Raw genomic sequence first — 25234 nt, 5'->3', positions numbered from 1 at the left:
CTTTCTCTAGGCAACGCGCTTGATCCGGGCTTCCCCGGCTATGCTGCGCATCAGCACCGTCGAGATCAAGGCGCAGATCAGAACGGTGGCGGTGAGCGGGGTGGCGGTGCCGTCGAACATCAGCCCCACGGCCCCGGCCAGCACCGCGCCGCCGACGGTCGAGACGGCGCCCATCACCGAGGCGGCGATCCCGGCGATGTGGCCCAGCGGCTCCATCGCCAGCGCGTTCAGATTGCCCAGCGTGAAGCCGACCATGTAGAAGACCGTCAGGATCCAGAAGAGAAACAGCCAGAAATTCAGCAGCCCCGCGAGCGAAAGCGCCAGCGCCGCGGCGGCGAAGCCGATCTGCACCGTGTAGCCCATCGTCGCCAGCGGCCGCATCCCTAAGCGCTCCACGAGGCGGGCGTTGAGCACGTTGGCCGTGCCCGCGACGAGCGCGATGCAGGCGAACCAGAAGGCGAACTCGGTTTCCCGCCCGTAGGTGATGGCGAAGAGCGGCTGGATCGAGGAGATCATGCCCAGCAGCATCCCGAGGGTGAGCGTCTGCACCGCGATGGACACGACGACCATGCGCAGGCGCATCATCTCGCGCGTGGCCTCGGCGAAACTGCCGAAGGTGAAGGGGCGGCGGTGCTCGGGGGCGAGGGTTTCGGGCTGGCGCAGCGCATACCAGCCGCCGGCGAAGACGGCGAAGAGGACAAAGGCCACGAAGATCGCGCGCCACGAGAAGGCCGCCATGATCGCCAGCCCCACGGCCGGGGCGGCGGCGGGCACCAGCACGAAAATCATCATCATGAAGGAGACGATCTTGGCCATTTTCTCTCCGGCGTAGAGATCGCGGATCATCGCCTGCGTCGCGATGCGCGGACCGGCGACGCCGAGGCCCATCATGAACCGCGCCAGCAGCATCACGTCGAGCGATTGCGCGCGCGCGCAGAGGATCGCCATGGCGCAGTAGAGCGCGGTGCCGCCCAGGATGACGGGGCGGCGGCCGAGGCTGTCGGACATCGGACCGGCGAAAAGCGTGCCAACACCCATGCCGAGCATGAAGATCGCGATCAGCAGCGAGATGCGGCCCGGATCCTCCGGCGTGAGGTCCGCGGCGATGCGGGTCATGGCCGGCAGCATCGCGTCGATCGCGAAGGCGATCATCGCCATCAGCATGGCGCAGAGTGCGATGAATTCGCCTTCTTTCAGCGGCTTGCCGGTCATTCTTTATCCGCTTCCGGGGCCAATTGCTCGCGGATGTCCTGGATCACACGCCGCCAGAGTTCCGCCGGTTGCGCCCCCGGAACCACGTGGCGCTGGCCGACGATGAAGGTGGGCACGCCGGTGACCCCCATCTTGCGGCTGTGGGCATCGCGCTCGCGGACCATCTCGACATCCGCATCGCCGGCAAGCAGCCGCAGGGTGACGTCACGGTCCATCTCGATCGACTCGGCGATGTCGGCCAGAATCTGGGCGTCGCCGATGTCCTTGCCTTCCTCGAAATAGGCGCGGAAGAGCGCGCTGACGGCGGCGGTCTGGCGCCCCTCCAGCCCCGCCCAATGGATCAGGCGGTGGGCGTCGATCGTGTTGGGGGTGCGCTTGATGGCGCCGAAATCGATGTTGAGGCCGGCCTCTTCGGCGGCCTGCGCGATCTGGGCGTAGACGCGTACCGCGGCTTCCTTGCCACCGAATTTCGTTTCGAGGTAGGTGCGCCGGTCCATGCCTTCCTTCGGCATGTCGGGATTCAGCTGGAAGGGGTGCCATTCGATGGTGAACGGATGCTCGGGCGCTTCGGCGAGCGCTTCGTCCAGCCGGGTCTTGCCGATGTAGCACCAGGGGCAGATCGGATCGGAAATGATGTCAAGCTTTACCATGGGTTGCCTCGAAGTCTTCGCGCAGTTTCCGGCGCAGGATCTTGTTGTTGGCGCCCTTGGGAAGGGCGGGAACGCGCCGGTAGAGGCGCGGGCTCTTGTAGCGGGCAAGGCGGCTCTCGGCGAAGGCGGAAAGCGCGGCCTCGGGGATTTCGGCCTCGGACACGTAGAAGGCCGCGATGACGGTGGTGTCTGCCTTCACCATGACCTCGGCGGCGGCGCATTCCAGCACGTCGGGGTGGGCGTTGAGCACCCGCTCCACCTCCAGCGGCGAGACGCGGAAGCCGCCGGCGTTCATCATGTCGTCGCTGCGGCCGAGGTAGTGAATCGCGCCGTCGGCGTCCATCGAAACCGTGTCGCCGGTCAGGAACCATTCCCCGGCGAAGCGGGCGCGGGTTTCGCCTTCGGCGTCCCAGTAGCCCAGCATCAGGCCGGGATCCCGGTTTGAAACCCCGAGGATGCCGGGCGTGCCGTGGGGCACGGGCTGTCCGTCTTCGCCCAGAACGGCCACGCGGCGGCCCGGTTGCGGGTAGCCCGATGCCCCTGCGGGCGCCGGGTGGCCGGGCGCGCCGGAGACGAAGGTCGAGCATTCCGACATGCCGTAGGCCTCGTAGATGGCGGTGCCGGTGGCCGCATTCCAGGCCGCGCGGACCGGATCGGGCAGTTTTTCGCCGGCGGAGAGCCCGTGGCGCAGCCTTGGCAGGTGGAACCGGTTTCCATGCTTGAGGATCTGGCGATAAACGCCCGGCGCAGCAGCAAAAATCGTGACGTCCTCCCGCGCCAGAAGGGCCGGGAGATCGGCGCTGCGGGTGCCGGCTTCCGGGATCACGGCGGTGGCACCGCGGGACCAGGGGTCCATCAGCCCGGTGCCCAGCGTATAGGTCCAGTTGAAGGCCCCGGCATGCAGCAGCACGTCCTCGCTGGTGAGCCCGTACCAGCCATCCCACATCATCCGCCGCGCCCAGATCGCGCGGTGCGCATGGCAGACGGCGCGCGGCTGCCCGGAGGTGCCCGAGGTGTAGATGATGTAGCCGAGCCGCTCCGGGTCGCCCATCACGTAGTCCGCCGGCGGCAGATCCCGCCATTGCGCCAGTTCCCCGGCGGCGACGACCGGCACGCCGGGTGCGTCGGGCAGGGCGACGCCGGCATCGGCCACGATCAGCGCGGGGCGGATCTCAGCCGCGATCCGGCTGCATTCGGGCGCGGTCAGCATGGCCGAGGTGGGCACCGGCACGAGCCCGGCGGCGATGGCGGCCAGGAATGTGAGCGGGAATTCGAGGCTGTTGCCCAGCCGCATGAGCACGCGGTCGCCGGGGGCGAGCCCCTGGCGCAAAAGGCCGGAGGCGATCCCGCGCACCATGCGCTCAAGGTCGCCGTGGCCGTAGCAGCGGCGCGCGCCGTCGGGGCCGGCGATCACGAGCGCCGGCTTGCCGGGGGTCCGTGCGCCTGCGGCGAGCACATGGCGGGCCATGTTGAAGGGGCTGGGGCAGGGCGGCGGCGTGCCCTGATCGAAAATGGAAACCATGACTGACAATTACGCCCGCATTTGCCAAGTTGCAAGCGGTGCGGCCGTTCCCCTATATCTGCGCCCATGAGCGACGACGATCAGACGAAAATCATCCGTATCGCCCGCGAAAGCGGCGAGGACACCCATGTGGAGCCGCTGAACCTGGGCGAGCGCGTGCGCGAGCTGCGCAAGGCGCGCGACTGGACGCTGGAGCAGGCGGCCCGGCAGGCCGGGCTTGCGCGCTCGACCCTGTCCAAGATCGAGAACGGGCAGATGTCGCCCACCTACGAGGCGCTGAAGAAACTGGCCGAGGGGCTCCAGATCTCGGTGCCGCAGCTGTTCACGCCGCCGTCGCGCAACCAGGTCAACGGGCGCATGGCGGTGACGCAGGCCGGCACCGGCACGGCCCATGTCACCACGACCTACGAGCACGAGCTGCTCGCCGGTGCGCTCACCAAGAAGCAGATGCTGCCCTACCGCGCGCGGATCCGAGCGCGGGACATCTCGGAGTTCGAGGGCTGGGTGCGCCACGACGGCGAGGAGTTCCTCTACGTGCTCACCGGGATCGTGCGGCTCTACACCGAGTTCTACGAGCCGGTGGAGCTGCGCCGGGGCGACAGCGCCTACTACGACGCCACGATGGGGCACAACGTGATTTCGGTGTCCGAGGACGATGCCACGATCCTCTGGGTGACATCGCTCACCTGAGCCCCGCCGGGCGATGAGGCTTCGATGAAAAAGGGCCGGGGATGACCCGGCCCTTTTCGTGTTTCGGTGCGGGGCGCCCGTCAGAGCGCATCTTCCACGGTGCGCGCGGCGGTGGAGATATCCTGCCCGATCCCGTCGACCGTGGCGCAGGCGCCCAGCAGAAGCCCGAGCGCAAGCAGGGCGGCGGCCGGCGTTCTCATTCCTCGACCCACCAGACATCGGGCTGATACTTGATCCAGTCGCCGTACATCGGGATGTGCTCGGGATATTTGAGCGAGGCCGAATGGGCGATGCGGCTGGCGTTGAAATACCAGATCGGGATCACGTAGCGCCCCGCCGTGAGGATGCGGTCCAGCGCCTTCACGGCGGCGCGGAAATCGTCCTGGCTGGTGGAGGTGAGCATGGTTTCGATCATCGCCTCGGCCGCCGGGGAGTTCATGCCCATGTAGTTGCGGCTGCCCGGCTCGGTGACGCCCGCGCTGCCCCAGTAGGCCATCTGCTCGTTGCCGGGGCTCAGCGACAGCCCGCGCCGGTAGTAGGTCATGCCGAAATCATAGGTGTTGGTGCGCTCCTTGTACTGGGCGCTCTCCACCGTGGTGATCGTGGGCACGATTCCCACCTTGGCCAGCGCCTCGGCGTAGATGTCGATCATCGCCTGGTGCTGGCTGGAGCCCTGCGACAGCAGGATCTCGAAGGTGAAGGGCTCGCCTTGTGCGTTCTTCATCACCCCGTCCTGCACCGTCCAGCCGGCTTCCTCGAACAGCTTGAGCGCCCGGCGCGTGTTGGCACGGTTGCGCTCGGTGCCGTCGGAGACGGGCAGGCTGTAGCCTTCCAGCGTGCCGGGCAGCAGATCCTCCGCGAAGGGTTGCAGCAGTTCCGCCACGCGCCCCTCGGCCGGATCGTGGCTCATCCCCAGCACGGAGTTGGAGAAGTAGGAGGAGATGCGGGGCAGGGCGCCGCCGTTGATCGTTTCGTTGATGAACTCGAAGTTGAACAGCGTGATCATCGCCTCGCGCACGCGCCAGTCCTGGAACTGGGGCAGGCGGGTGTTCATCACGAAGCCCTCGATGCCGGTGGGCCGCTGGTGCGGGATCAGCGATTTCACCACTTCACCGGACTGCACCGCCGGGAAATCATATTGCAGATCCCACTTGGCGGCGTCGGTCTCGCGGTTGGAGGTGAGCAGCCCGGCCTTGAAGGCCTCGAACATGGCGGTGCCGTCGGTGAAGAACTCCATGCGGATCTCGTCCACGTTGGCGCGGCCGCGGTTCACCGGAAGATCCTTGCCCCAGTAGTCGGGGTTGCGCTTGAGCGAGACGTAGCGCCCGGCCTGGAAATCATCCACCACGTAGGGCGCCGAGGAGATCGGGATCTCGGTGAGCCCGCTTTCGGTGAAATCCTTGCCCTCCCACTGGGCCTTCTTCAGGATCGGGCGCAGGCCGAGGATCAGGGGCAGTTCGCGGTCTTCGGTGCTGAAGGTGAAACGCACGCTGCGCGGGCCGGTGGCCTCGGCCTTGGCCACCTTCGTCCAGGCGCCGAGGTAGCGCGGATGGCCGACGGTGCCCAGCGTCTCGTAGGACCACAGAACATCCTCCACGGTGACGGGCGATCCGTCGGAGAAGCGGGCCTCTTCGCGCAGGGTGAACTCCACCCAGCTGCGGGCCTCGTCCGTCTCGACCGATTCGGCGAGCAGGCCGTAGAGCGTGAAAGGTTCGTCCCAGGAACGCGCCATCAGGCTTTCGTAGGCGTAGAAGCGCAGCATCCAGGGCACGCGGCCCTTGCGGATGTGCGGATTGAGGGAATCGAAGCTGCCGCTTTCGCCCAGCACGATCCGCCCGCCCTTGGGCGCATCCGGGTTCACGTAGGGAAGGGACACAAAATCAGGTGGTAGGGCGGGTTCGCCATACATAGCTATGCCATGCTGCGGCTCGGCCTGCGCGAATCCCCCCAGTGCCAGAATGGCCGCGGCAAGGCTTCCGCGACGGAAGGCCCGGAATATCGATGGTCTCATTTTGGCAACAATCCTTCTGCTCCCTTTATTCTTTGTGGGCAAGGCTACCGCTGCTTCCTTGGGTTTTCAAACTTTTAGCTTGGCGCATGGCGGGAGATTGCGTATAACAAACTCACTGCTCGATAGGTTTCTTGCCTGTATGAAACCTGCCTCAATAACTTAACGCCCGCTTCGTGCGGGCGTTTTTTTTGGCACTCCCGCTCCCGCGGCGCCGTGGATTTCGCCTCAATTTTGATGTGCATTTCGCACTCGCAGCATCTACCGTGTCGCCAATATCTGAGGCGACGAGGAGAACCAGAATGTCGATCAAGGGAAAAACCGCCGTCATCACCGGCTCCAACTCGGGAATCGGGCTGGGCGTGGCCACCGAACTGGCCCGGCTGGGCGCGAACGTGGTGCTGAACTCCTTCACCGACCGCGAGGAAGATCACGCGCTGGCGGCCGAGCTGGCCGAGGCCCACGGCGTGCAGGCGCGCTACATCAAGGCCGACATGTCTTCGCCCGAGGAATGCCGCGCGCTGGTGGAGCAGGCCGGTGTGTGCGACATCCTCGTGAACAACGCGGGCATCCAGCACGTGGAGCCGATCGAAAGCTTCCCGGTGGAGAAATGGAACGCGATCATCGCGATCAACCTCTCCTCGGCCTTCCACACCACCGCCGCCGCGCTGCCGATGATGCGCAAGGCGGGCTGGGGCCGGGTGGTCAACATCGCGTCTGCCCACGGGCTCACCGCCTCGCCCTTCAAATCCGCTTACGTGGCCGCCAAGCACGGCGTCGTCGGGTTGACGAAGGTCACCGCGCTGGAAACCGCCGAGGAGCCGATAACGGCCAACGCCGTGTGCCCAGGCTACGTGCTGACCCCGCTCGTGGAGGCGCAGATCCCCGACCAGATGGCCGCCCACAACATGGACCGCGAAACCGTGATCCGCGAAGTGATGCTGGAGCGCCAGCCGAGCCGGCAGTTCGCCACCACCGAGCAACTCGGCGGAACCGTGGCCTTTCTCTGCTCGGATGCGGCCGCGCAGATCACCGGCACCACGATCAGCGTGGACGGCGGCTGGACGGCCCTGTGAGCAAGAAACTTGCGAGCAAGAAACCCGTGAGCGACAGGACCCGCATCAACCTGGCCCTGCAGGGCGGAGGCGCCCATGGCGCCTTCACCTGGGGCGTGCTGGACAGGCTGCTTCAGGAAGAGGACATCGAGATCGCCGCCATCTCCGGCACCTCCGCCGGGGCGATGAACGGTGCGGCGCTGAAGGCCGGGATGCTCGCCGGCGGGCGCGAGGGCGCGCGGGAGAACCTCGCCTGGCTCTGGCAGCAGATGGGGGCGGTCGAGGATCGGCGGTTCTCCAATTGGATGACGGCGCTTTCGCCCTTTCCCTCCATGTTCTCGGCCTTCTTCGAGCACTCCATCCCCTTCCAGATGGCTGAGGCCGCCACCAATTTCATCAGCCCCTACGATTACGGCCCGGCCTATTTCAACCCGCTGGAGCGCATCGCGGAGCGCTTCCACTACGATCTCGTCTGCAAGGATTGCGAGCCGCATCTCTTCGTTTCGGCCACCAACGTGCGCACGGGCAAGCTGAAGGTCTTCAGCGGCGCTTCCATCACCCCGCAGGCGATCCTGGCCTCGGCCTGCCTGCCGACGCTGTTCCAGGCGGTGGAGATCGAAGATCCGGACACCGGCACCACCGAGGCCTATTGGGACGGCGGCTACATCGGCAACCCGGCGCTGTTTCCGCTCGTGGACAAGGATCTGCCCGGCGACGTGGTGATCGTGAACATCAACCCGCTCCACCGGGAGGAACTGCCGCGCAGCGCCGCGGAGATCCAGAACCGGATCAACGAGATCAGCTTCAACTCCTCGCTGCTGCGCGAACTGCGCGCGCTCACCTTCACCCAGCAACTTGTGGCCGCGGGCCTGTTGCAGAAAAACGAGATGAAGGATCTGCACATCCACATGATCGCCGACGACGAGCTGATGAACGAGCTTTCGGTCGCCACGAAGATGATCCCGAACCCGGCCACGCTGGCGCGGCTGTTCGATGCCGGCGTTGCGGCGGCCGAGCGGTTCCTGTCGGAAGACCGGGGCAACCTCGGGAAGCGGGATTCGGTGGATCTGGAGGCGATGTTCCGGGGCTGAACGGGCGCTTGACGGTGAAGGGCCGCGTCCCGGCCACCGCGCGCCGCCCGGTCAGGTGATGTTTTTGGGCTTTTCGCGCAGGGGCTGCGTCGGATCTTTCCCGTTCGGGTAGACGAGCCCGGCCGAGATCACCAGCTTCGCGGCGTCTTCCACCGACATCTCCAGTTCGATCACGTCATGGCGGGGCAGAAAGAGCAGGAAGCCCGAGGTCGGGTTCGGCGTGGTGGGCAGGAAGACCGAGACGATTTCCTCCCCGGCGGGGATCTTCTCACGCACTTCTCCCTTGGCGTTGGTCGAGATGAAGGCGATGGCCCAGAGCCCCTTGCGCGGGTATTCCACGAGGCAGGCCTTGTCGAAATTCGAGTCGCGTTCGGCGAACACCGTTTCCGCGATCTGCTTGATCCCGGAATAGACGGAGCGCACCACGGGCATCCGGTTCACGATGCGCTCGCCCGCATGCAGCAGCGAGCGCCCGATCAGCCCCTTGGCCAGCATCCCCACCAGAACGGTGAACACGAGGAACACGATGACACCGAGCCCGCGCAGGTTGATGCCGATGTATTCCTCGGGTTGCCAACGGTCCGGGATCAGAGGCAGGACCCAACCGTCGATCCAGCCGATCACTGCCCAGATGAGCCAGATCGTCACCGCGATCGGGGCGATCACGACGATCCCTGTCAGGAAGTTGTTCCTGAGGCGGGCGAAGAGATGCAGCTTCTGCCGTTCCTTGCCGTCTTCTTTCTTGTCCATCGGTCCGTGTTCCGTGTGCGTTCAGCGTTGTGTAGGCGCTTTGGCGCGTCGCAACAACGCCCGTTGCGCCTGTTCGGACCGATCAGCCGCGCGGCTTGGCCAGCGCGCCCGCGATTTGGGCAGCCAGGCGGGCGTTGTTGAGCACGAGCGCGATGTTGGCTTCGAGGCTCTCGCCGTCCGTCAGTTCGAAGATCCGCTGCAACAGGTAAGGCGTGACCTGCTTGGCTGCAATACCATGGGCCTCGGCATCGGCGATGGCGCGGGCGATCACCGGGGCCAGCCGCTCGCGCGGGATCTCGGCCTCGGCGGGGATCGGGTTGGCGACGAGGTGGCCGCCCTCGAGCCCCATGGCCGCGCGCATCTCCATGGCGGCGGCGATCTGGGCCGGATCATCCATGCGCAGCGGGGCCGCAAGTCCGGACTGGCGCGACCAGAAGGCGGGGAACTCGTCCTGGCCGTTCACGATCACCGGCACGCCGAGGGTTTCGAGAACCTCCAGCGTCTTGGGGATGTCGAGGATCGCCTTGGCGCCGGCGGCCACCACGGTCACGGGGGTGCGCGCAAGCTCCTGCAGGTCGGCGGAAATGTCGAAGCTCTGCTCCGCGCCCTTGTGCACGCCGCCGATGCCGCCGGTGGCGAAGACCCGGATGCCGGCCAGATGCGCGCCGATCATGGTCGCGGCCACGGTGGTGGCGCCGGTGCGCCCCTGCGCGATGCAGGCGGCGAAATCGGCGCGGCTGAGTTTGGCCACGTTGCGCGCCTGGCCGAGGGCCTCCAGTTCATCTTCGCTGAGGCCGATGTGCAGCTTGCCCTCGATCACCGCGATCGTGGCCGGCGTGGCACCGTGGGCGCGCACTTCGGCTTCCACGCGCCGCGCGGTCTCCACGTTCTGGGGGTAGGGCATCCCGTGGGTGATGATGGTGCTTTCCAGCGCCACGATGGGCGCCCCGGCGGCGCGGGCCTCGGCGACTTCGGCGGAAAAGATCATGGGGACGGTCATAGGGGCGTTTCTCCGGAAACGTAGGTTGCGGCGGCGCGCAGGGCGGTGGTGAGGGCCGATTCCCGCGCCTCGCCACGGGCTTCGGCGACGATATGGGCGGCCATGAAGGTATCGCCGGCGCCGGTCACGCGGGTCACGAGCACTTCCGGCGGGGTCTGGGTGATGGTGGAGCGGCCATCGGATTCGGAGGCCGAGCGGCCGCCGTCCGTGACCAGCGCGCGCGCGGCGCCGCGCTTGATCAGCGCCTCGGCGGCCTCGGCGCTCTCGCGGAAGGTGGATTGGCACAGGTAGCCGGCTTCCTCGAGGTTCACGTAGAGCGTGCCGCGGCCGTGGTTGAGGAAGGGCGCGAGCCGTTCGGCCTTGCCGGGGCTGGCCGGGGCGACGCGCAGATCGGCTTCGGCGAAGAGCGGGCTGCCCGCGATCATCTCCAGAAGCTCGGTCTTGAGGTTGCCGTCCAGCGCCACGGGGCCGCGGTAGGGCGCTTGCGCGCTGCCGAGGCGGCCGTCTTCCAGCGCCGTGAGGATCTTCTCGCCGGCGGCCTCCAGCGAATGGGCGTCGGCGATGGCGGCGATCAGCCCGTTGGCGCCCTCGACGGCCATGTAGCGATCGGTGGGCAGATCCTCCGAAAGGTAGACGTATTCGGTCAGAAGCCCCATGCGCTCACAGGCGCGCAGCAGCTCGCGGCCCTCGTCATCCTTGCCGATTGTGGTGAGCAGCGCGGGCGTCATGCCGAAGCGGCGCAGGGTCATGGCGATGTTCAGCGCCACGCCGCCGGGCAGGCGGCTGATGCGGCCGGGCAGATCACTGCCCACGCGCATGTGGCTGGCGGAGCGGCCGATCACGTCCCACAGGACGCTGCCGATGCAGAGAATATCGGGGGAAGCATGTGTCATGGGCGCCTTGTGGCCGAAAACGCCGCCCCTGCGCAAGAGAGCGCGTGCGCGCGCGGGGGGGCGGGGGGCGGATCAGCGGGCCGGCAGCGCAGGCCGGGGGCGCGTGAAAAAAAGGCGGTTGCGGCAAGGGCAGGGGGGGTTGCACTCCTGCCCTTTGCGCTGTAAAGCCCGCCTCACTTCACAGGTGAGGTTCGGGCCCTCGGGGGAGACATCCCCGTCTGGTCCACCGGTTGGGCATCCGCCCTCAAAACCTCGCCTAGGCGCAAACCGGAAAGGAACAAGGACATGGCGCTCCCTGAATTCACCATGCGTCAGCTGCTGGAAGCTGGCGTCCACTTCGGCCACCAGACCCAACGTTGGAACCCGCGCATGGCGCCGTACATCTACGGCTCCCGCAATGGCATCCACATCTTCGACCTGACCCAGACCGTTCCGGCCCTGGACCAGGCGCTGATCGCCATCCGCGACACCGTTGCCAAGGGCGGCCGCATCCTCTTCGTCGGCACCAAGCGTCAGGCCGCCGGCCCGATCGCCCAAGCCGCCGAGAACTCCGCTCAATACTACATGAACCACCGCTGGCTGGGCGGCACGCTCACCAACTGGAAAACCGTTTCCAACTCCATCAACCGTCTGAAAGAGATCGACGAGAAGCTGGCGAACGGTGCGGGAGGCCTCACCAAGAAAGAGCGCCTCGGCATGGAGCGTGACCAGGAGAAGCTGCAGGCTTCCCTCGGCGGTATCCGCGACATGGGCGGCGTGCCGGATCTTCTTTTCGTCATCGACGTGAAGAAAGAGGCCCTCGCCATCGCCGAAGCCAACAAGCTGGGCATCCCCGTCGTGGCCGTGGTTGACTCCAACTGCTCCCCGGACGGCGTGGACTACGTGATCCCGGGCAACGATGACGCCTCCCGCGCCATCTCGCTCTACTGCGATCTGGCCGCCCGCGCCGCGCTCGACGGCATGTCCGCCCAGCTGGGCGCCGCCGGCGTCGATCTCGGCGAACTGGCCGAAGGCATGGAAGAAGAAGGCGTGGCCGAGGAAGCCGTCGCCGCCGAAGCTTCCGAAGCCTGAGCGCATTCACACTGACATCGGGCAGGGCCTCGGCGCCTGCCCGTTTCCTCTTCACTTGTTTTTAGGAGAGCCAACATGGCAATCACCGCTGCAATGGTGAAAGACCTGCGCGACAAGACCGGCGCGGGCATGATGGACGCGAAAAAAGCGCTCACCGAAACCAACGGCAACATGGACGAAGCCATCGACTGGCTGCGCACCAAGGGCCTTGCCAAGGCTGCCAAGAAATCCGGCCGCACCGCCGCCGAGGGCCTCGTGGCCGTCGTCGTGGACGGTGGCAAGGGCGTCGCCGTCGAGGTGAACTCCGAGACCGATTTCGTCGGCAAGAACGCCGAGTTCCAGGAAATGGTGGGCAAGATCGCCACCGCCGCCCTGGGTGCCTCCGACGTCGAAGCCCTGAAATCCGCCGACGTGGGCGGCAAGACCGTCGCCGACCTGATCACCGACAAGATCGCCACCATCGGCGAGAACATGTCGCTGCGCCGCATGGCCACCGTGGAAGGCGATCAGGTCGTGGCCTACGTCCACAACGCCGCCACCCCCTCTATGGGCAAGATCGGCGTGCTCGTAGCCCTGAAAGGCGACAACGAAGCCTTCGGCAAGCAGGTCGCGATGCACATCGCCGCCGCCAACCCGGCCTCGCTGAGCGCCGCGGATCTGGATCCGGCCATCGTCGAGAAAGAGCGCCAGGTGCAGATCGACATCGCGCGTGAATCCGGCAAGCCGGAAGCCGTGATCGAGAAGATGATCGAAGGCCGCATGAAGAAGTTCCTCGCCGAAGTGACCCTGCTGGGCCAGAACTTCGTCATCAACCCGGACCTGACGGTGGAAGCCGCCGCCAAGGAAGCCGGTGTCGAGATCGCCGGTTTCGTGCGCCTCGAAGTGGGCGAAGGCATCGAGAAGAAAGAAGAAGATTTCGCTGCCGAGGTGGCCAAGGCCGCCCAGGGCTGATCGCCCGCAACAGCAGATCACGGATCAAGGCGCCTTCGGGCGCCTTTTTTCGTTCGCCCGCAGCAATTGCGCGGGCACCGGGCGGGTTGCGGGCCGGCTGGCCGGGAAGGGCCGGCCGTTCGGGATGACAGGGGCAAGATGGATGCGGCAAAAAGTAAAGCGGCGTGACCTGTGCAGGGGTCACGCCGCTTGTTCAATGTGCCCTCCCTGTTGGGGATGAGGAGGGCCCATCTGGCTGCCGATCCAGCGAGCGGACTAATTCCCGCTTTCTCGGCTCCGGTAAACCGGATCACGCAGGCGCAAGATCGTGTGCGAAGCGTCTTGCGCTGGCGTTTTACGTTCCTTGGTCTGAAGACCACCACTCACGCAACGTGATCAAAGTGCCAAAGCGGGGCGGTTACTGAAAGTCAGGAATTCCTTACCTTTGGTAAAAATCAAAGAAAATCAAATTTCTATCACGAAAATTTGGTTGCTGAACGAGGCTTTGAGCACCGCCTGGGCCGTGGTTTCCACGTTCAGGGCCTCACGTGCGAGTCGCAGGTGTTTCTCCACCGTGGCGGGCGTCAGACCCATGATCTGGGCGATGTCCTGCATGGTTTTGCCTTCGCCGACCCACTCCAGGACCTCGCGCTGGCGCTTGGTCAGGGCAGGGCGGTTGCCCGTGTGCGGCAGGGTGATGAGCTTGAGGTGAGCAACGTTGTTCAGAACGCTGATTTCCTGCCCTTTTTCCTCCCACAGGGCATCCACTTCCGCCTGGGTGACGCCTGGGCCGGCCGTGAGCGCGATCGCGCCTTTGGAGCGCGAGGAATCCGAGCGGAAGCTGATGGTGTAGCCCGCGGTGACGCCCATCTTCTGGTTGAAGCCGATCACGCGCATTTCCTGATCGGTGAGGCCGCCTTGCATGGCTGTCTTTTCCATCCAGCTCCAGGAGCAGGCGCCGTTGTTCTCCATCGCCCATCGGACCATCGGGGCGTGGAAATACATGCCGTTGTGCACGAATTCCTCCAGGTATTCCTGGCTGTGGTTCGACAGCACGAGCAGATCCTGCGGATCGCCGAAGGAATGGGCCGTGCGAAACCGCGTGTAGCCGTAGATGAGCCGGTCGAACCCGTATTCCGCCATGTAGGATTGATGCAGCAGCCAGGCGTCCTCGATCGTGGCCGCATCCAGAATGGCTTCGAGCTTCTCAAGCATCAGCCGTCGCTTTCGAGCTTCTGGCGGAGCGCGTCGATGGCGAGCACGTAACCATGCGCGCCGAAACCGCAGATCACGCCGACGCAGACCTTCGAGATGTAGGACACGTGGCGGAAGCTTTCGCGGGCGTGGACGTTGGACAGGTGCAGCTCGATCGTCGGGATCTCGACGGAGGCGATCGCATCCATCAGCGCGATGGAGGTATGGGTATAGGCGCCGGCGTTGAGGATGATGCCGTCGATGCCGTCGTCCTGCGCGGCGTGGATCGCATCCACCAGCGCGCCTTCATGGTTGGACTGGAAAAACCGCAGGCCCAGCGTCTCGCTCTCATGTGCGGCGCGGCACATGGCTTCGATGTCGGCAAGTGTGGTGCGGCCGTAGACCTCGGGCTGGCGCCGGCCGAGGCGATTCAGGTTGGGGCCATTGAGAATCAGGAATTCCAGTTTGCGTGCAGGCATTTGCGTATCGTCTTTGTTGTGCGTTGGAGCGGAAATGCTCAGCCATAGGGTTACCGAAAGGCGAACCGAAAGTCACGTCATCGGGCGCCACTTCGGCACAAACACGCAAAGTAACATAATACAGATTATACGAGTATCGCATCGAGCGTTCCGGGCCCGCCCACCGGGCGCCCGGAACCGCCTGTATGCGCCCTGTCTGCTCTGTCTCGCGCATGCGCGGCCGAAGCAGCCGCGCGCAGAGGCCCGATGCCCGTCAGCCGAGCGCGTAGCCCGCGCCCCGCACGGTGCGGATCGGATCCGTGCCGCCCTGGGCCGTGAGCGCCTTGCGCAGGCGCCCGATGTGCACGTCCACCGTGCGCGTATCCACGTAGATGTCCCGGCCCCAGACGCGATCCAGAAGCTGATCGCGGCTCCAGACCCGGCCCGGCTTCTCCATGAAGGTGGACAGCAGCCGGAACTCCGTCGGTCCGAGCTTCAGCAGCGCACCGCCGCGATGGACCCGGTGCGTTTCCGAATCCAGCACGATGTCTTCGAATTCGAGCTTCTGGCCGACGGCGGCCGGCCGCGTGCGGCGCAGCTGCGTGCGCACGCGGGCCATCAGCTCGATCACCGAATAGGGTTTCACCACGTAGTCGTCGGCGCCGGTTTCCAGCCCGCGCACCCGGTCCACCTCCTCGGAGCGCGCCGAGAGCATGATGATCGGAATGTCACGAGTGTCGACGCGTGTCTTCAGGCGGCGGCAGATCTCGATGCCCGAGACGTTGGGCAGCATCCAGTCCAGCAGGATCAGATCCGGCTCCACCTCGTCCACCAGCAGCAGCGCTTCCTCGCCGTTCTCGGCCCGCGCGACCTGGAAGCCCTCGGCCTCGAGGTTGTAGGCCAGCACCTCGCGCTGCGCGGGTTCATCTTCCACGACCAGCACGGACGGATGATCGACGGACATGCCTAGGCCTCGCCTTTGCTTTCATAGGAGGTGGTATCGGCCTTGGGGCGCGAATCCTCGGGCGTTTCGCCCGTCACCAGGTAGATCACCTGCTCGGCGATCGATGTTGTGTTATCGCCCGCGCGTTCGATGTTCTTGGCGATGAAATGCAGGTGCATGCAGGCGGTGATGTTGCGCGGATCTTCCATCATGAAGGTCAGGAATTTGCGGAACAGCGCGTTGTACATCTGGTCCACGTCCTCGTCGCGGTTGCGCACGTCCTGCGCCAGGGCCGCATCGCGGTGGATGTAGGCGTCCAGAACGTCCTTGAGCATCAGCTCGACCTCGCGCGCCATGCGCCGGATCGCGCCGGCGGTGCCTTCGATGGGCGTGACCTGCACGAGGATCGAAGTGCGCTTGGCGAGGTTCTTGGCGTAATCCCCTACCCGCTCCAGGTTCCCGGCGATCTTCATCACCGAAAGGATCGTGCGCAGATCGCCCGCGATGGGCTGGCGCAGCGCGAGCAGCGTGGCGCAATCCTCGTTGATTTCATCTTCGAGCGCGTCGATCAGCTTGTCGTTGCGGCGGACTTCCTCGGCCAGTTCCAGATCGCGCGTTTCCAGCGCCTTGGCGGCGTTGGCGATGGCCGCCTCCACGAGGCCGCCCATCTTCAGGATCTTGGCCTGGATCGATTCCAGGTCGCGGTCGAAGGATTTCACGATGTGTTCTTTGATCATCTTCGTCGTCTCCGTCAGCCGATGCGGCCGGTGATGTAGCTTTCGGTGCGCGGATCTTTAGGGTTCGTGAAGATCTGGCTGGTGTCGCCGAACTCGACGAGGTTGCCGAGGTGGAAGAAGGCGGTGCGCTGGGACACGCGGGCGGCCTGTTGCATGGAGTGTGTCACGATCACCACCGAGAAGCGGCTGCGCAGCTCGTCGATCAGTTCCTCGACCTGCGCCGTCGCGATGGGATCGAGCGCCGAACAGGGTTCGTCCATCAGCAGCACTTCCGGCTCCGTGGCCACAGCGCGGGCGATGCAGAGCCGCTGCTGCTGGCCGCCGGAAAGCCCGGTGCCCGGCGCGTCGAGCCGATCCTTCACCTCGTCCCAGATCGCGGCGCGGCGCAGGGATTTCTCAACGATTTCATCAAGATCGGCCTTGTTTCTCGCGAGCCCGTGGATGCGCGGCCCGTAGGCGACGTTGTCGTAGATCGACTTCGGAAACGGGTTCGGCTTCTGGAACACCATGCCCACCTTGGCGCGCAGCTGCACCGGGTCCACCTTCGGATCGTAGATGTCTTCGCCATCCAGGTGGATCTGGCCCTGCACGCGGCAGATGTCGATGGTGTCGTTCATCCGGTTCAGCGTGCGCAGGAAGGTGGATTTCCCGCAGCCCGAGGGGCCGATGAAGGCCGTCACCGTCTTGTCGAGGATATCGACGTCCACGTCCTTGATGGCATGGGTATCGCCGTAGTGCACCTGCACGTTGCGGGCGGTGATCTTCAGGTCGTTTGTTTCCACGGCGCGTTCCACTCGTCTCATGTCGTTCATGTCTTCAGCCCCTTTGCCGGCGGCGTTCGAACCGATGGCGCAGGATCCGCGCCAGCCTGTTCATCTCTCCCGGGAAAAGCAAGAGCGCGGCCGCACCGGCTTGCGCCCGGCACCTCGTGGCGTTCCGTGGCAAGTCCTGCGGCCAGTCGTGCGGCCAGTCGAGCGGCCGGTCCTGTCAGTTTCAATCGCGCGGGCTCCCGGGGCCTGTCGTTTTCGGTGCACCGCCCTGCTCAGACCTGCTCAGAGCGGCTTTCGTGCTGCATCTAGGGGCGATGCGTAAGCCTTTTGTGACAGCTTCGTAACAGTTTCATGACAGCGGCGGATGACGTTGGGAAAAGGACGATTTTCTTGCATCAACACCGCACCCGCGCCGGAAGGGCCCGAACATCAGCCCCGTTCGGCGGGCAGGATCACGCTGAAGACCGTCCCCTGCCCCGGCTTGCTGGAGATTCGCAGCCTGCCCCTGTGGCGGTTGACGATGTGCTTGACGATGGCCAGCCCGAGGCCGGTGCCGCCCATCTCACGCGAACGATGGCTGTCCACCCGGTAGAAGCGTTCGGTCAGCCGCGGCAGGTGGATCGGATCGATCCCCTCGCCTTCGTCGATCACGTCCACCCGCGCGGCGGGGCCGCGCAGCATCGGCTCCGCCTCCTGACGCGTCAGGCGCAGTGTGACGGATTTGTTGCGGCCACCATACTTGATGGCATTCTCGATCAGGTTGTTGAACACCTGCTGCAGCTGGTCCGCATCGCCGGGCACGATCACCGGCGCCTCCGGCGCTTCGATGGACACGGCCACCCCGGCCTCCTCGGCCAGCGGGCGCAGGGCCTGGCGGGCGCTGGCAAGGCAATGGCCGAGGTTGATCTCTCCGGCCGGGCGCAGCCGCTCCTCGCTCTCCACGCGCGAAAGCGAGAGCAGATCGGTGACGAGCCGCGTCATCCGGCGGGTTTCCTTCTCCATGATGGCGAGGAAACGGTCGCGCGCCGCGGCGTCCTCCTTCGCGGGGCCGCGCAGGGTTTCGATGAAGCCGATCAGCGCGGTCAGCGGCGTGCGCAATTCGTGGCTCACGTTGGCCACGAAATCGCGCCGGATCTGGCTGGCATCCTCAAGGTGGGAAATGTCCTCGAAACTCACGAGCACACCTGTCCCCGCCTCAAGTGGCACCGGCGCGCAGAACACGCGGTAGGTCATCGGGCGGCTGCCGGCGGTGCCCAAGTAGCGCGAGGTGGTTTTCTCACCCCTGGACAGCGCGCGTTCTATGCTCTCCAGCACCTGCGGTTGGCGCAGAAGAGCGATGTAGGGCAAGCCCGCCATGCGGGCGCCGAAGATCTCCTCTGCGGAGGCGTTGAGGGCGACGATGCGTTCGTTTTCGCCGATCAGCACCAACGGCATCGGCACCCCGGACAGGAGGTTCGTCAGGTCTTGCGGTCGCATGGGTCCTCGCGCTGCGGCGGATGTTCCGGCGCGCCCAGTGTTACCCGCAACGCGCTCCCCCTGTAAATGCGCCTGCTACAGCGCGGCCCCAACGGCCTCGGCGAACTCCTCGATCAACAGTTCGATCGGCTCGACGCCAACGGAGACCCGAAAGAAACCTTCGCTTATTCCGAGGCTTGCGCGCGCTTCTTCACTCAACGCCCGATGCGAGGAGGATGGCGGGTGCGACAGAGTGGTGCCGATGTCGCCCAGCGTCGGAGCGAAGGCGATGTTCTTCGCTGCCGCCACGAAGGCGTTCGTCCGATCCCGCCCGCCGGCAATCTCGAAGGAGACCATGTTGCCGCCGCGCCCGCCCAACAGGGCCTTGGCGCGGGCGTGATCGGGGTGGTCGGCCCGCGTCGGGTAGAGCACCCGCGTCACGCCCTCCATCCGCGCCAGGGCATCGGCCAGGGCGCGGGCGTTCTCCTCCGCGCGATCGAACCGCAGTTCGAAGGAATAGAGCCCCCGCTCCCCCAGCCAGCAATCGAAGGGGCTGGCGGTGAAGCCGAAGGTGACGGCGCAATCGTAGATCTTGCGGCGATGCTCCGGATCGCGCGCGGCGACGTATCCGAGCGTCACGTCGGAGTGTCCGGCCAGCAGTTTGGTGACGGAGTGGATCACCACGTCCGCGCCGTGATCGAACGGCCGGTAGGCCCGCGGCGTGGTGAAGGTGTTGTCCACCACCAGCGTGATGCCGCGCGCCTTGGCGAGCGCGGTGATCGCCGCCATGTCGGCCACACGCAGCGTCGGGTTGGAGACCACCTCGACGAGAACCAGTTTCGTGTCCGGGCGCAGCGCCGCCTCGAAGGCCTCGGCATCCGTCGGATCCGTAAAAGTCGTTTCGATCCCGAACCTTGGCAGATCTTCCTTGAGCATCCGCAGCGAGCGGCCATAGAGCTGGTTGCCGGCCACCACGTGATCGCCGGCCTGCAGCAGCGCCATCAGGCAGGCGCCCACGGCGCCCATCCCGGAAGACAGCATGATCCCGCCCTCGGCCCCTTCCAGCGCGTCGATCGCCCGGGCCAGCACCTCGGCGTTGGGGTGGCCTTCGCGGGCATAGGAGAAGCCCTTGGTGCGGCCTTCGTATTGGTCATCCAGCGCGTCAGGCGTATCGGCCACGTAGACGACGGAGGGTTGCAGCGGCGTGCCAAGGGCGCGGCTGCGGCTCTCGGGCCAGCCGTTGCGCCGCACCACGGTGCGAGGATCCTTCATTCGCCCACCTTTTCAAGAGTTTGCCGGAAGCGGCGCATGTTCTGTTGGTAGTTCAGCGCGCTGGCGGTGAGCATCTGGATCGTCCGTTCGTCCAGCTGGCGCACCACCTTGCCGGGGGCGCCCATCACGAGGCTGCCATCCGGGATCTCCTTGCCTTCGGTGATCAGCGCCCCTGCCCCGATCAGGCAGTTGGCGCCGATCTTCGCGCCGTTGAGCACCGTGGCCCCCATCCCGATCAGGGAGTTCTCCCCGATCACGCAGCCGTGCAGCATCGCCTTGTGGCCGATGGTGCAGTTGCGGCCGATGGTGAGCGGGAAGCCCATGTCGGTGTGCAGCACGCAGTTTTCCTGAATGTTGCTGCCCGCGCCCACGGTGATGCGCTCATTGTCGCCGCGCAGGGTGCTGCCGAACCAGACGGAGGCGCCGCTTTCAAGCGTGATCTTCCCGATCAGGTTTGCATCGGGCGCAACCCAGAAATCGCCGTCTTCCGGCAGGCTTGGCGCAATGCCTTCAAGTGCGTAGAGCGTCATTTCCCCTCCTCGAATTCCGCCTGCAGCGCCCGCACGTGGGCCTGGAGCCCGGGCTGCTGCTCCCGCCGCATCCGTTCGGCGGTGATGATCGTCTTCAGATCCGCCTCGGTGCGGTCGAGATCGTCGTTGATGAGCACGTAGTCGTAGGCGCCCCAGTGGCTGATCTCGTCCCAGCTTTTCTGCATCCGCTTGGCGATCACCTCTTCGCTGTCCTGGCCTCGGCTCTCAAGCCGGCGGCGCAGCTCGCGGATCGAGGGCGGCAGGATGAAGATCGACAGCGCGTGCTTGCCCAGGTCGGAGTTGCGGATCTGCTGTTCGCCCTGCCAGTCCACGTCGAAGAGCACGTCGCGCCCGCTGTCGATCGTCTCCTTCACGGGGCCGGCCGGAGAGCCGTAGAAGTTCCCGAAAACATGGGCATGTTCGAGCATGTTGCCGTTGGCCACCTCGGATTTGAAGGCCTCCTCGGTGAGGAAGAAATACTCCCGCCCGTGCTGCTCGCCGGGTCGCGGCGCGCGGGTGGTTGCGGAGATCGAGAACTTCAGATCCGGGTCCCAGGCCATCAGCCGGCGTGCGAGGGTGGATTTGCCCGCGCCCGAGGGCGACGACAGGATGATCAAGAGGCCACGGCGATCCGACATATTCACTCCACGTTCTGAACCTGTTCGCGCATCTGATCGATGACCGCCTTGAGGTCAAGCCCGATGGCGGTGAGCCCGGCCGATTGCGCCTTGGAACAAAGCGTGTTGGCCTCGCGGTTGAACTCCTGCATCAGGAAATCCAGCTTGCGCCCGCTCGGCGCCTCCTGCGCCAGCAGGCCGCGGGCGGCGCCGACATGGGCATGCAGGCGATCGATCTCTTCGGTGACATCGGATTTCACCGCGATCAGGGCCAGCTCCTGGGCCAGGCGCTCAGGCTCCACTTCGGCGGTATTGTCCAATATTTTCCGGAGGTTGTCGCGCAGAGTTTCTGCGGTTCTCTCCCGCCGCGCCTCGGCTTCCGCGGCAGCCGCAACCGTCAGCCGCTCGATCGTGTCCAGCTGCCCGGCCAGCACCTGCGCCAGCGCGGCGCCCTCGCGGCGGCGGGAGGCGAGAAAGCTTTCGAGAACCGGGGTGAAATCTTTGAGCAGGAGCGCGCAGAGCGCTTCGGGGTCCGCCTCCGGCGCGCTTGCCTCGGTGATGCCGCGCACCGCGAGGATGTCGGTCGCGCGGCTGGGCGCCAGCTTCAGCCCGGCGGCGTCCGCACGAGCCTCGATCCGGGCGATGGCCTGCAAGGTCCGCGCAAGGATTTCCTCATTGAGAGAGAGGGTTGCATCGCCTTCTTCACGTTGAATGCGCAGGCTCACCGAGATGTTGCCCCGCGCGACGCCGGCGCCGATCGCCCGCCGCAGCCCCGGCTCCAGCCCCGTGATCCAATCCGGCACCCGCAGGCGGATGTCGAGCCCGCGCGCGTTGACGCTACGGATGTCCCACGCCCAGGTGAAGCCCATGCCCTGCCCCGTGCCCGAGGCGAACCCCGTCATGGAATTCAGCGGATGGGATCGGGAAGAAGCGTTAACCATCTTGCACTTTCCTGCCTCAATTTTGTTTGAATTTTGCCGTATTAACACTTTGGTAAGCACCGTCCGCCTATGGTTAACAGTGCGTTACCATCCAGACAATCCGGTGCGTGGCGCACGGCCGCGTTTGCCGGGCGGTGATCCGGGAGGCGCAACAATGACAACACAGGGCAACATCATCCTCTTGCCCCCGAAGCGAGACGTCAGGGCCATGCAATTTTCCCGATGTGCTCAGGTCGAAGCGCTCTGGTGGGCCCTGCGGCGCAACGGCGCCCCCCCGCGCCGCCGGGATATCACCGCAGCGCGGCTCGGCGAAGCCCTGTCCCATGTCTTCATTCTCGACGCCCCCGGCCAGGACGGCCTGCGCTTCCGCCTCGTCGGCTCGGCCCTGCACCAGGCGGCCGGGATCGATCTCACCGCCATGCCGTTCACCGCGCTGTTCACCGACAGCTGGTTCGGAACCGCCAAGGCGCTGTGCCGCACCGCCCTGTGCGAGGGCGCAACGCTGCGGCTGAAGGTCTGCTCCGAGGCCGGCGCCTGGGGGCAGCTCTGCCTGTTTCCGCTTTCCAACCCAAACCGCCGCCAGCTTCTGGGGTGCCTCGAAATGGCCCAACCCGGCGCGGTGCTGCTGAACGCGTTGACGATCGAATCCAGCCATTTCACCCGCGCACCGGGCAGCGTGCGCCTGCCGGCATCCGCCCCCGCGCCCCGGCGCCGGCCGGTGTTGCAGCCCTCCGGCATGGCCGAGGCCCCTGCCCAATTCAAAGGTGCGGACAAGGGCGCGCTGAAGGGCGTGCGGGCGGGCTGGCAACGCAAAAGGCCGGACGCGCAGCGCCCGGCCCTTCGGATCGTTTCAAGCAGCGAGTGAGCGTCAGCCCGCGGCGGCCTGTGTCTGCTGCCCGCCACCGGAGCCCAGCTCCTCGGCCACGAGGAAGGCCAGTTCCAGCGCCTGGCTGGCGTTCAGGCGCGGATCGCAGGCCGTGTGGTAGCGGTCCGACAGATCCTCGTCCGTCACCGCACGCACGCCGCCGGTGCATTCGGTCACGTCCTGGCCCGTCATCTCGAAATGCACGCCGCCCGGCACCGTGCCCTCGGCGCGGTGGATGGCGAAGAACTCCTGCACCTCGCGCAGCACGCTTTCGAAGGGGCGCGTCTTGTAGCCGGTGGAGGATTTGATCGTGTTGCCGTGCATCGGGTCGCAGGACCAGACGACGTTGGCGCCCTCTTCCCGCACCGTCTTGATCAGGCGCGGCAGGTGATCGCCGACGCTGCCGGCGCCGAAGCGCGCGATCAGCGTGAGGCGGCCGGCCTCGTTTTCCGGGTTCAGCTTGGCCATCAGCACCTTGAGATCTTCCTCGGTGGTGGTGGGGCCGCACTTCAGGCCGATCGGGTTCTGCACGCCGGAGCAGAACTCCACGTGGGCGCCGTCGGGCTGGCGGGTGCGGTCGCCGATCCAGATCATGTGGCCGGAGCCGGCGACGGGCTTGCCGGAGGTGGAATCGATGCGGCAGAGCGCCTCTTCGTATTCCAGCAGCAGCGCCTCGTGGCTGGTGTAGAAATCCACCGTCTGCAGGGTGTGGGCACGGTCGCTGTCCACGCCGGCTGCCTTCATGAAATCAAGCGTATCGGTGATGCGCTTGGCCATGTCGGAGTAGCGCTCGATCTCGGCCCGGTCGGTGAAGCCCAGCGTCCAGGCATGGACCTGGTGCACGTCGGCGTAGCCGCCGGTGCTGAAGGCGCGCAGGAGGTTGAGCGTGGCCGCGGCCTGGGTGTAGGCCTGCAGCATCTTGTTGGGATTCGGGATCCGGGCCTCGGGGGTGAACTCCAGTTCGTTGATGATGTCGCCGCGGTAGCTGGGCAGCTCGACGCCGTCCTTCACCTCGGTCGGGGCCGAGCGCGGCTTGGCGAACTGGCCGGCCATGCGCCCCACCTTCACCACCGGCACCTTGGCGCCGTAGGTCAGCACCATGGCCATCTGCAGCATCACCTTGAAGGTGTCGCGGATGTTGTCGGCGGAGAATTCCGCGAAGCTCTCGGCGCAGTCGCCACCCTGAAGCAGGAAGGCCTCCCCGCGGGACACCTTGCCGAGCTGGGCTTTCAGTTTTCGCGTCTCGCCGGCAAAGACGAGCGGCGGATACTTGGCAAGCTGAGCCTCGACGGCTTTCAGCGCGGCCTCGTCCGTATACTCAGGCATCTGGATCCGCGGTTTGTTCCGCCAGCCAGATTTTACCCACTCAGTCATCGTCTTTGCTCCGAAATGTTAGCGTTATAACAGGAGCGGGTTATAGGCCCCTTTTGCGGGGCTGCCAACCGCCCAGCGAAAAGGAAAACCCGGCCGCCCCGCGGCGCGCGTCCGGGCGCGGGCCCCGCGCCGCCCTTGATGCCGCTTCCGAATCCTGTTTCGGTGGGATGACACCATCTGAAGGCCCATCCGCATGGACGCTAACCGCCCGCTCATCGATCTCCCTTCCGTGCCCGAGAAACCGAGGCGCTTCGTCTTTGTTCTGCTTGATAAATTCACCATGCTCTGCTTCGCCTGCGCGATCGAGCCGCTGCGGATCGCCAACCGCGTCTCGGGGCAGGAGCTTTACGAATGGGTGCTCGCCGGCGAAGGGGGCGACATGATCTACTGCTCCAACGGCGCGGGCTTCAAGCTCGACATGGGGCTGGAGGAAACCCGGCGCGATGACGTGGTGCTGATCTGCGGCGGCGTGGACGTGGCCGAATCCTCCACCAAGCCGGTGCTGAACTGGCTGCGGCGCGAGGCGCGGCGCGGCGTGGTGATCGGCGGGCTCTGCACCGCGGCCTACACGCTCGCGAAGGCCGGGTTGCTCGACGGCAAGAAAGCCACCATCCACTGGGAGAACTCCGACAGTTTCGCCGAGGAATTCGACGAGGTGGAGCTGACCAAGAGCGTCTTCGTGATGCAGGGCAACCGCTACACCACCGCCGGCGGCACCTCCTCCATCGACCTGCTGCTCAAGATCATCGCCGACGACTACGGCGAGGAACTGGCCAACGTGGTGGCCGACCAGCTGATCTATTCCTCGATCCGCACCGACCAGGACACCCAGCGCCTCTCGATCCCCTCGCGCATCGGGGTGCGCCACCCGAAGCTTTCGCAGGTGATCCAGATGATGGAGCAGAACCTGGAGGAGCCGATCAGCCCCTCGATCCTCGCGAAGGACGTGGGCATGTCCACCCGGCAGCTTGAGCGTCTGTTCCGGCGCTACCTGAACCGCTCGCCTAAGCGCTACTACATGGAGCTGCGGCTTCAGAAGGCGCGCAACCTGCTGATGCAGACGGACATGAGCGTGATCAACGTGGCGCTGGCCTGCGGCTTCACCAGCCCGTCGCATTTCTCGAAATGCTACCGGACCCATTACAACACCACGCCCTACCGCGAACGCGGCACCCAGGCGACGCGCCTCTCGATCTGAGCGCGCCG

Annotated in this window: 26 protein-coding genes; 7 read left to right on the top strand and 19 right to left on the bottom strand. The window is 65.9% G+C overall.

Going from position 1 to position 25234, the window contains the following annotated elements; genetic code table 11:
- Positions 1-6: 6 nt before the first annotated feature.
- From PSA7680_RS03035 to PSA7680_RS03025, 3 genes are read right to left on the bottom strand one after another with little or no spacing between them, the layout of a single operon-like run.
- Positions 7-1212, bottom strand: a complete 1206-nt coding sequence (locus PSA7680_RS03035; RefSeq protein WP_085867188.1) for a multidrug effflux MFS transporter — start codon at positions 1210-1212, stop codon at positions 7-9.
- Complete coding sequence (locus tag PSA7680_RS03030) at positions 1209-1862, bottom strand: DsbA family oxidoreductase (protein WP_085867344.1); 654 nt, start codon at positions 1860-1862, stop codon at positions 1209-1211. The genes PSA7680_RS03035 and PSA7680_RS03030 overlap by 4 nt, the downstream gene beginning before the upstream one ends.
- Positions 1849-3384, bottom strand: a complete 1536-nt coding sequence (locus PSA7680_RS03025) for a class I adenylate-forming enzyme family protein (protein ID WP_085867187.1) — start codon at positions 3382-3384, stop codon at positions 1849-1851. Before PSA7680_RS03025 ends, PSA7680_RS03030 begins: the two co-directional genes overlap by 14 nt.
- A 66-nt stretch (positions 3385-3450) precedes the next feature.
- Between PSA7680_RS03025 and PSA7680_RS03020 the strand changes: the two genes are divergently transcribed.
- Complete coding sequence (locus PSA7680_RS03020) at positions 3451-4074, top strand: helix-turn-helix domain-containing protein (protein WP_085867186.1); 624 nt, start codon at positions 3451-3453, stop codon at positions 4072-4074.
- Positions 4075-4154: 80 nt separating this feature from the next.
- Here the strand turns inward: PSA7680_RS03020 and PSA7680_RS03015 are convergent, their stop codons facing one another.
- Entirely contained in the window at positions 4155-4274 is a 120-nt protein-coding gene (locus PSA7680_RS03015; RefSeq protein ID WP_085867185.1) for an entericidin EcnA/B family protein, read from the bottom strand.
- A complete protein-coding gene (locus PSA7680_RS03010; protein ID WP_085867184.1) occupies positions 4271-6085 on the bottom strand; it encodes an extracellular solute-binding protein in 1815 nt (604 codons plus the stop codon). Before PSA7680_RS03010 ends, PSA7680_RS03015 begins: the two co-directional genes overlap by 4 nt.
- Positions 6086-6384: 299 nt before the next feature.
- On the opposite strand from PSA7680_RS03010, the gene PSA7680_RS03005 reads away from it, so the two are divergent.
- Together PSA7680_RS03005 and PSA7680_RS03000 are read left to right on the top strand one after the other, a co-directional pair.
- Complete coding sequence (locus PSA7680_RS03005) at positions 6385-7158, top strand: 3-hydroxybutyrate dehydrogenase (RefSeq protein ID WP_085867183.1); 774 nt, start codon at positions 6385-6387, stop codon at positions 7156-7158.
- A 26-nt stretch (positions 7159-7184) separates the two neighbouring features.
- A complete protein-coding gene (locus PSA7680_RS03000) occupies positions 7185-8228 on the top strand; it encodes a patatin-like phospholipase family protein (protein ID WP_085867343.1) in 1044 nt (347 codons plus the stop codon).
- Between the two features lie 51 nt (positions 8229-8279).
- Here the strand turns inward: PSA7680_RS03000 and PSA7680_RS02995 are convergent, their stop codons facing one another.
- The 3 genes from PSA7680_RS02995 to PSA7680_RS02985 all read right to left on the bottom strand — a co-directional run bounded on the left by PSA7680_RS02995 (position 8280) and on the right by PSA7680_RS02985 (position 10871).
- Positions 8280-8978, bottom strand: coding sequence for a DUF502 domain-containing protein (locus PSA7680_RS02995; protein ID WP_085867182.1), 699 nt, complete (start codon positions 8976-8978; stop codon positions 8280-8282).
- Positions 8979-9060: 82 nt separating this feature from the next.
- Positions 9061-9978 (bottom strand): pseudouridine-5'-phosphate glycosidase, encoded by a 918-nt coding sequence (locus tag PSA7680_RS02990; RefSeq protein WP_085867181.1) that lies wholly within the window; start codon positions 9976-9978, stop codon positions 9061-9063.
- A complete protein-coding gene (locus tag PSA7680_RS02985) occupies positions 9975-10871 on the bottom strand; it encodes a PfkB family carbohydrate kinase (RefSeq protein WP_085867180.1) in 897 nt (298 codons plus the stop codon). The genes PSA7680_RS02990 and PSA7680_RS02985 overlap by 4 nt, the downstream gene beginning before the upstream one ends.
- Positions 10872-11156: 285 nt before the next feature.
- Between PSA7680_RS02985 and rpsB the strand changes: the two genes are divergently transcribed.
- Positions 11157-11942, top strand: a complete 786-nt coding sequence (gene rpsB / locus PSA7680_RS02980) for a 30S ribosomal protein S2 (RefSeq protein ID WP_085867179.1) — start codon at positions 11157-11159, stop codon at positions 11940-11942.
- Positions 11943-12017: 75 nt separating this feature from the next.
- Positions 12018-12893, top strand: a complete 876-nt coding sequence (tsf, locus tag PSA7680_RS02975) for a translation elongation factor Ts (protein WP_085867178.1) — start codon at positions 12018-12020, stop codon at positions 12891-12893.
- Between the two features lie 444 nt (positions 12894-13337).
- On the opposite strand, the gene PSA7680_RS02970 is transcribed toward tsf, so the two are convergent.
- The 10 genes from PSA7680_RS02970 to PSA7680_RS02925 form a co-directional block, all read right to left on the bottom strand.
- Positions 13338-14087, bottom strand: coding sequence for a LuxR family transcriptional regulator (locus tag PSA7680_RS02970; protein WP_085867177.1), 750 nt, complete (start codon positions 14085-14087; stop codon positions 13338-13340).
- Positions 14087-14545, bottom strand: a complete 459-nt coding sequence (gene aroQ / locus PSA7680_RS02965; RefSeq protein WP_085867176.1) for a type II 3-dehydroquinate dehydratase — start codon at positions 14543-14545, stop codon at positions 14087-14089. The genes PSA7680_RS02970 and aroQ overlap by 1 nt, the downstream gene beginning before the upstream one ends.
- A gap of 253 nt (positions 14546-14798) precedes the next feature.
- The gene (gene phoB, locus PSA7680_RS02960) at positions 14799-15488 is read right to left on the bottom strand and encodes a phosphate regulon transcriptional regulator PhoB (protein ID WP_085867175.1); all 690 of its coding nucleotides are present in this window, start codon (positions 15486-15488) and stop codon (positions 14799-14801) included.
- A gap of 2 nt (positions 15489-15490) precedes the next feature.
- Complete coding sequence (phoU, locus tag PSA7680_RS02955; RefSeq protein ID WP_085867174.1) at positions 15491-16204, bottom strand: phosphate signaling complex protein PhoU; 714 nt, start codon at positions 16202-16204, stop codon at positions 15491-15493.
- Positions 16205-16218: 14 nt separating this feature from the next.
- Positions 16219-17016 (bottom strand): phosphate ABC transporter ATP-binding protein PstB, encoded by a 798-nt coding sequence (gene pstB / locus PSA7680_RS02950; RefSeq protein ID WP_085867173.1) that lies wholly within the window; start codon positions 17014-17016, stop codon positions 16219-16221.
- A 387-nt stretch (positions 17017-17403) separates the two neighbouring features.
- On the bottom strand, positions 17404-18450 hold the full coding sequence (locus tag PSA7680_RS02945) for an ATP-binding protein (RefSeq protein WP_085867172.1): 1047 nt from the start codon (positions 18448-18450) through the stop codon (positions 17404-17406).
- Between the two features lie 75 nt (positions 18451-18525).
- Positions 18526-19701 carry a trans-sulfuration enzyme family protein gene (locus tag PSA7680_RS02940; protein ID WP_085867171.1) on the bottom strand — a complete coding sequence of 392 codons (1176 nt, stop codon included), beginning with the start codon at positions 19699-19701 and terminating at the stop codon, positions 18526-18528.
- Positions 19698-20231 (bottom strand): gamma carbonic anhydrase family protein, encoded by a 534-nt coding sequence (locus tag PSA7680_RS02935; RefSeq protein ID WP_085867170.1) that lies wholly within the window; start codon positions 20229-20231, stop codon positions 19698-19700. Before PSA7680_RS02935 ends, PSA7680_RS02940 begins: the two co-directional genes overlap by 4 nt.
- Positions 20228-20869, bottom strand: a complete 642-nt coding sequence (gene gmk / locus PSA7680_RS02930; protein ID WP_085867169.1) for a guanylate kinase — start codon at positions 20867-20869, stop codon at positions 20228-20230. Before gmk ends, PSA7680_RS02935 begins: the two co-directional genes overlap by 4 nt.
- A 2-nt stretch (positions 20870-20871) precedes the next feature.
- Positions 20872-21789, bottom strand: a complete 918-nt coding sequence (locus PSA7680_RS02925; protein WP_245824425.1) for a YicC/YloC family endoribonuclease — start codon at positions 21787-21789, stop codon at positions 20872-20874.
- Between the two features lie 208 nt (positions 21790-21997).
- On the opposite strand from PSA7680_RS02925, the gene PSA7680_RS02920 reads away from it, so the two are divergent.
- The gene (locus PSA7680_RS02920; RefSeq protein ID WP_176244069.1) at positions 21998-22654 is read left to right on the top strand and encodes a PAS domain-containing protein; all 657 of its coding nucleotides are present in this window, start codon (positions 21998-22000) and stop codon (positions 22652-22654) included.
- A gap of 3 nt (positions 22655-22657) precedes the next feature.
- Here PSA7680_RS02920 and PSA7680_RS02915 read toward each other — a convergent pair whose 3' ends face one another.
- The gene (locus PSA7680_RS02915; RefSeq protein WP_085867166.1) at positions 22658-24028 is read right to left on the bottom strand and encodes a class II 3-deoxy-7-phosphoheptulonate synthase; all 1371 of its coding nucleotides are present in this window, start codon (positions 24026-24028) and stop codon (positions 22658-22660) included.
- Positions 24029-24221: 193 nt separating this feature from the next.
- Between PSA7680_RS02915 and PSA7680_RS02910 the strand changes: the two genes are divergently transcribed.
- On the top strand, positions 24222-25226 hold the full coding sequence (locus PSA7680_RS02910; RefSeq protein WP_085867165.1) for a GlxA family transcriptional regulator: 1005 nt from the start codon (positions 24222-24224) through the stop codon (positions 25224-25226).
- The last annotated feature ends 8 nt before the right edge of the window (positions 25227-25234 follow it).

It is taken from the genome of Pseudoruegeria aquimaris (assembly GCF_900172235.1).
Taxonomy (GTDB): Bacteria; Pseudomonadota; Alphaproteobacteria; order Rhodobacterales; family Rhodobacteraceae; genus Pseudoruegeria; species Pseudoruegeria aquimaris.
Note: the sequence above shows the minus strand (reverse complement) of the source record. Positions and strands in the feature narration are given on the sequence as shown.

What these genes read in the sequence shown, in the direction of transcription:
- PSA7680_RS03035 (WP_085867188.1), bottom strand. Translation starts at nt 1,212, where the DNA reads ATGACCGGCAAGCCGCTGAAAGAAGGCGAATTCATCGCACTCTGCGCC.
- PSA7680_RS03030 (WP_085867344.1), bottom strand. Translation starts at nt 1,862, where the DNA reads ATGGTAAAGCTTGACATCATTTCCGATCCGATCTGCCCCTGGTGCTAC.
- PSA7680_RS03025 (WP_085867187.1), bottom strand. Translation starts at nt 3,384, where the DNA reads ATGGTTTCCATTTTCGATCAGGGCACGCCGCCGCCCTGCCCCAGCCCC.
- PSA7680_RS03020 (WP_085867186.1), top strand. Translation starts at nt 3,451, where the DNA reads ATGAGCGACGACGATCAGACGAAAATCATCCGTATCGCCCGCGAAAGC.
- PSA7680_RS03015 (WP_085867185.1), bottom strand. Translation starts at nt 4,274, where the DNA reads ATGAGAACGCCGGCCGCCGCCCTGCTTGCGCTCGGGCTTCTGCTGGGC.
- PSA7680_RS03010 (WP_085867184.1), bottom strand. Translation starts at nt 6,085, where the DNA reads ATGAGACCATCGATATTCCGGGCCTTCCGTCGCGGAAGCCTTGCCGCG.
- PSA7680_RS03005 (WP_085867183.1), top strand. Translation starts at nt 6,385, where the DNA reads ATGTCGATCAAGGGAAAAACCGCCGTCATCACCGGCTCCAACTCGGGA.
- PSA7680_RS02995 (WP_085867182.1), bottom strand. Translation starts at nt 8,978, where the DNA reads ATGGACAAGAAAGAAGACGGCAAGGAACGGCAGAAGCTGCATCTCTTC.
- PSA7680_RS02990 (WP_085867181.1), bottom strand. Translation starts at nt 9,978, where the DNA reads ATGACCGTCCCCATGATCTTTTCCGCCGAAGTCGCCGAGGCCCGCGCC.
- PSA7680_RS02985 (WP_085867180.1), bottom strand. Translation starts at nt 10,871, where the DNA reads ATGACACATGCTTCCCCCGATATTCTCTGCATCGGCAGCGTCCTGTGG.
- rpsB (WP_085867179.1), top strand. Translation starts at nt 11,157, where the DNA reads ATGGCGCTCCCTGAATTCACCATGCGTCAGCTGCTGGAAGCTGGCGTC.
- tsf (WP_085867178.1), top strand. Translation starts at nt 12,018, where the DNA reads ATGGCAATCACCGCTGCAATGGTGAAAGACCTGCGCGACAAGACCGGC.
- PSA7680_RS02970 (WP_085867177.1), bottom strand. Translation starts at nt 14,087, where the DNA reads ATGCTTGAGAAGCTCGAAGCCATTCTGGATGCGGCCACGATCGAGGAC.
- aroQ (WP_085867176.1), bottom strand. Translation starts at nt 14,545, where the DNA reads ATGCCTGCACGCAAACTGGAATTCCTGATTCTCAATGGCCCCAACCTG.
- phoB (WP_085867175.1), bottom strand. Translation starts at nt 15,488, where the DNA reads ATGTCCGTCGATCATCCGTCCGTGCTGGTCGTGGAAGATGAACCCGCG.
- phoU (WP_085867174.1), bottom strand. Translation starts at nt 16,204, where the DNA reads ATGATCAAAGAACACATCGTGAAATCCTTCGACCGCGACCTGGAATCG.
- pstB (WP_085867173.1), bottom strand. Translation starts at nt 17,016, where the DNA reads ATGAACGACATGAGACGAGTGGAACGCGCCGTGGAAACAAACGACCTG.
- PSA7680_RS02945 (WP_085867172.1), bottom strand. Translation starts at nt 18,450, where the DNA reads ATGCGACCGCAAGACCTGACGAACCTCCTGTCCGGGGTGCCGATGCCG.
- PSA7680_RS02940 (WP_085867171.1), bottom strand. Translation starts at nt 19,701, where the DNA reads ATGAAGGATCCTCGCACCGTGGTGCGGCGCAACGGCTGGCCCGAGAGC.
- PSA7680_RS02935 (WP_085867170.1), bottom strand. Translation starts at nt 20,231, where the DNA reads ATGACGCTCTACGCACTTGAAGGCATTGCGCCAAGCCTGCCGGAAGAC.
- gmk (WP_085867169.1), bottom strand. Translation starts at nt 20,869, where the DNA reads ATGTCGGATCGCCGTGGCCTCTTGATCATCCTGTCGTCGCCCTCGGGC.
- PSA7680_RS02925 (WP_245824425.1), bottom strand. Translation starts at nt 21,789, where the DNA reads ATGGTTAACGCTTCTTCCCGATCCCATCCGCTGAATTCCATGACGGGG.
- PSA7680_RS02920 (WP_176244069.1), top strand. Translation starts at nt 21,998, where the DNA reads ATGCAATTTTCCCGATGTGCTCAGGTCGAAGCGCTCTGGTGGGCCCTG.
- PSA7680_RS02915 (WP_085867166.1), bottom strand. Translation starts at nt 24,028, where the DNA reads ATGACTGAGTGGGTAAAATCTGGCTGGCGGAACAAACCGCGGATCCAG.
- PSA7680_RS02910 (WP_085867165.1), top strand. Translation starts at nt 24,222, where the DNA reads ATGGACGCTAACCGCCCGCTCATCGATCTCCCTTCCGTGCCCGAGAAA.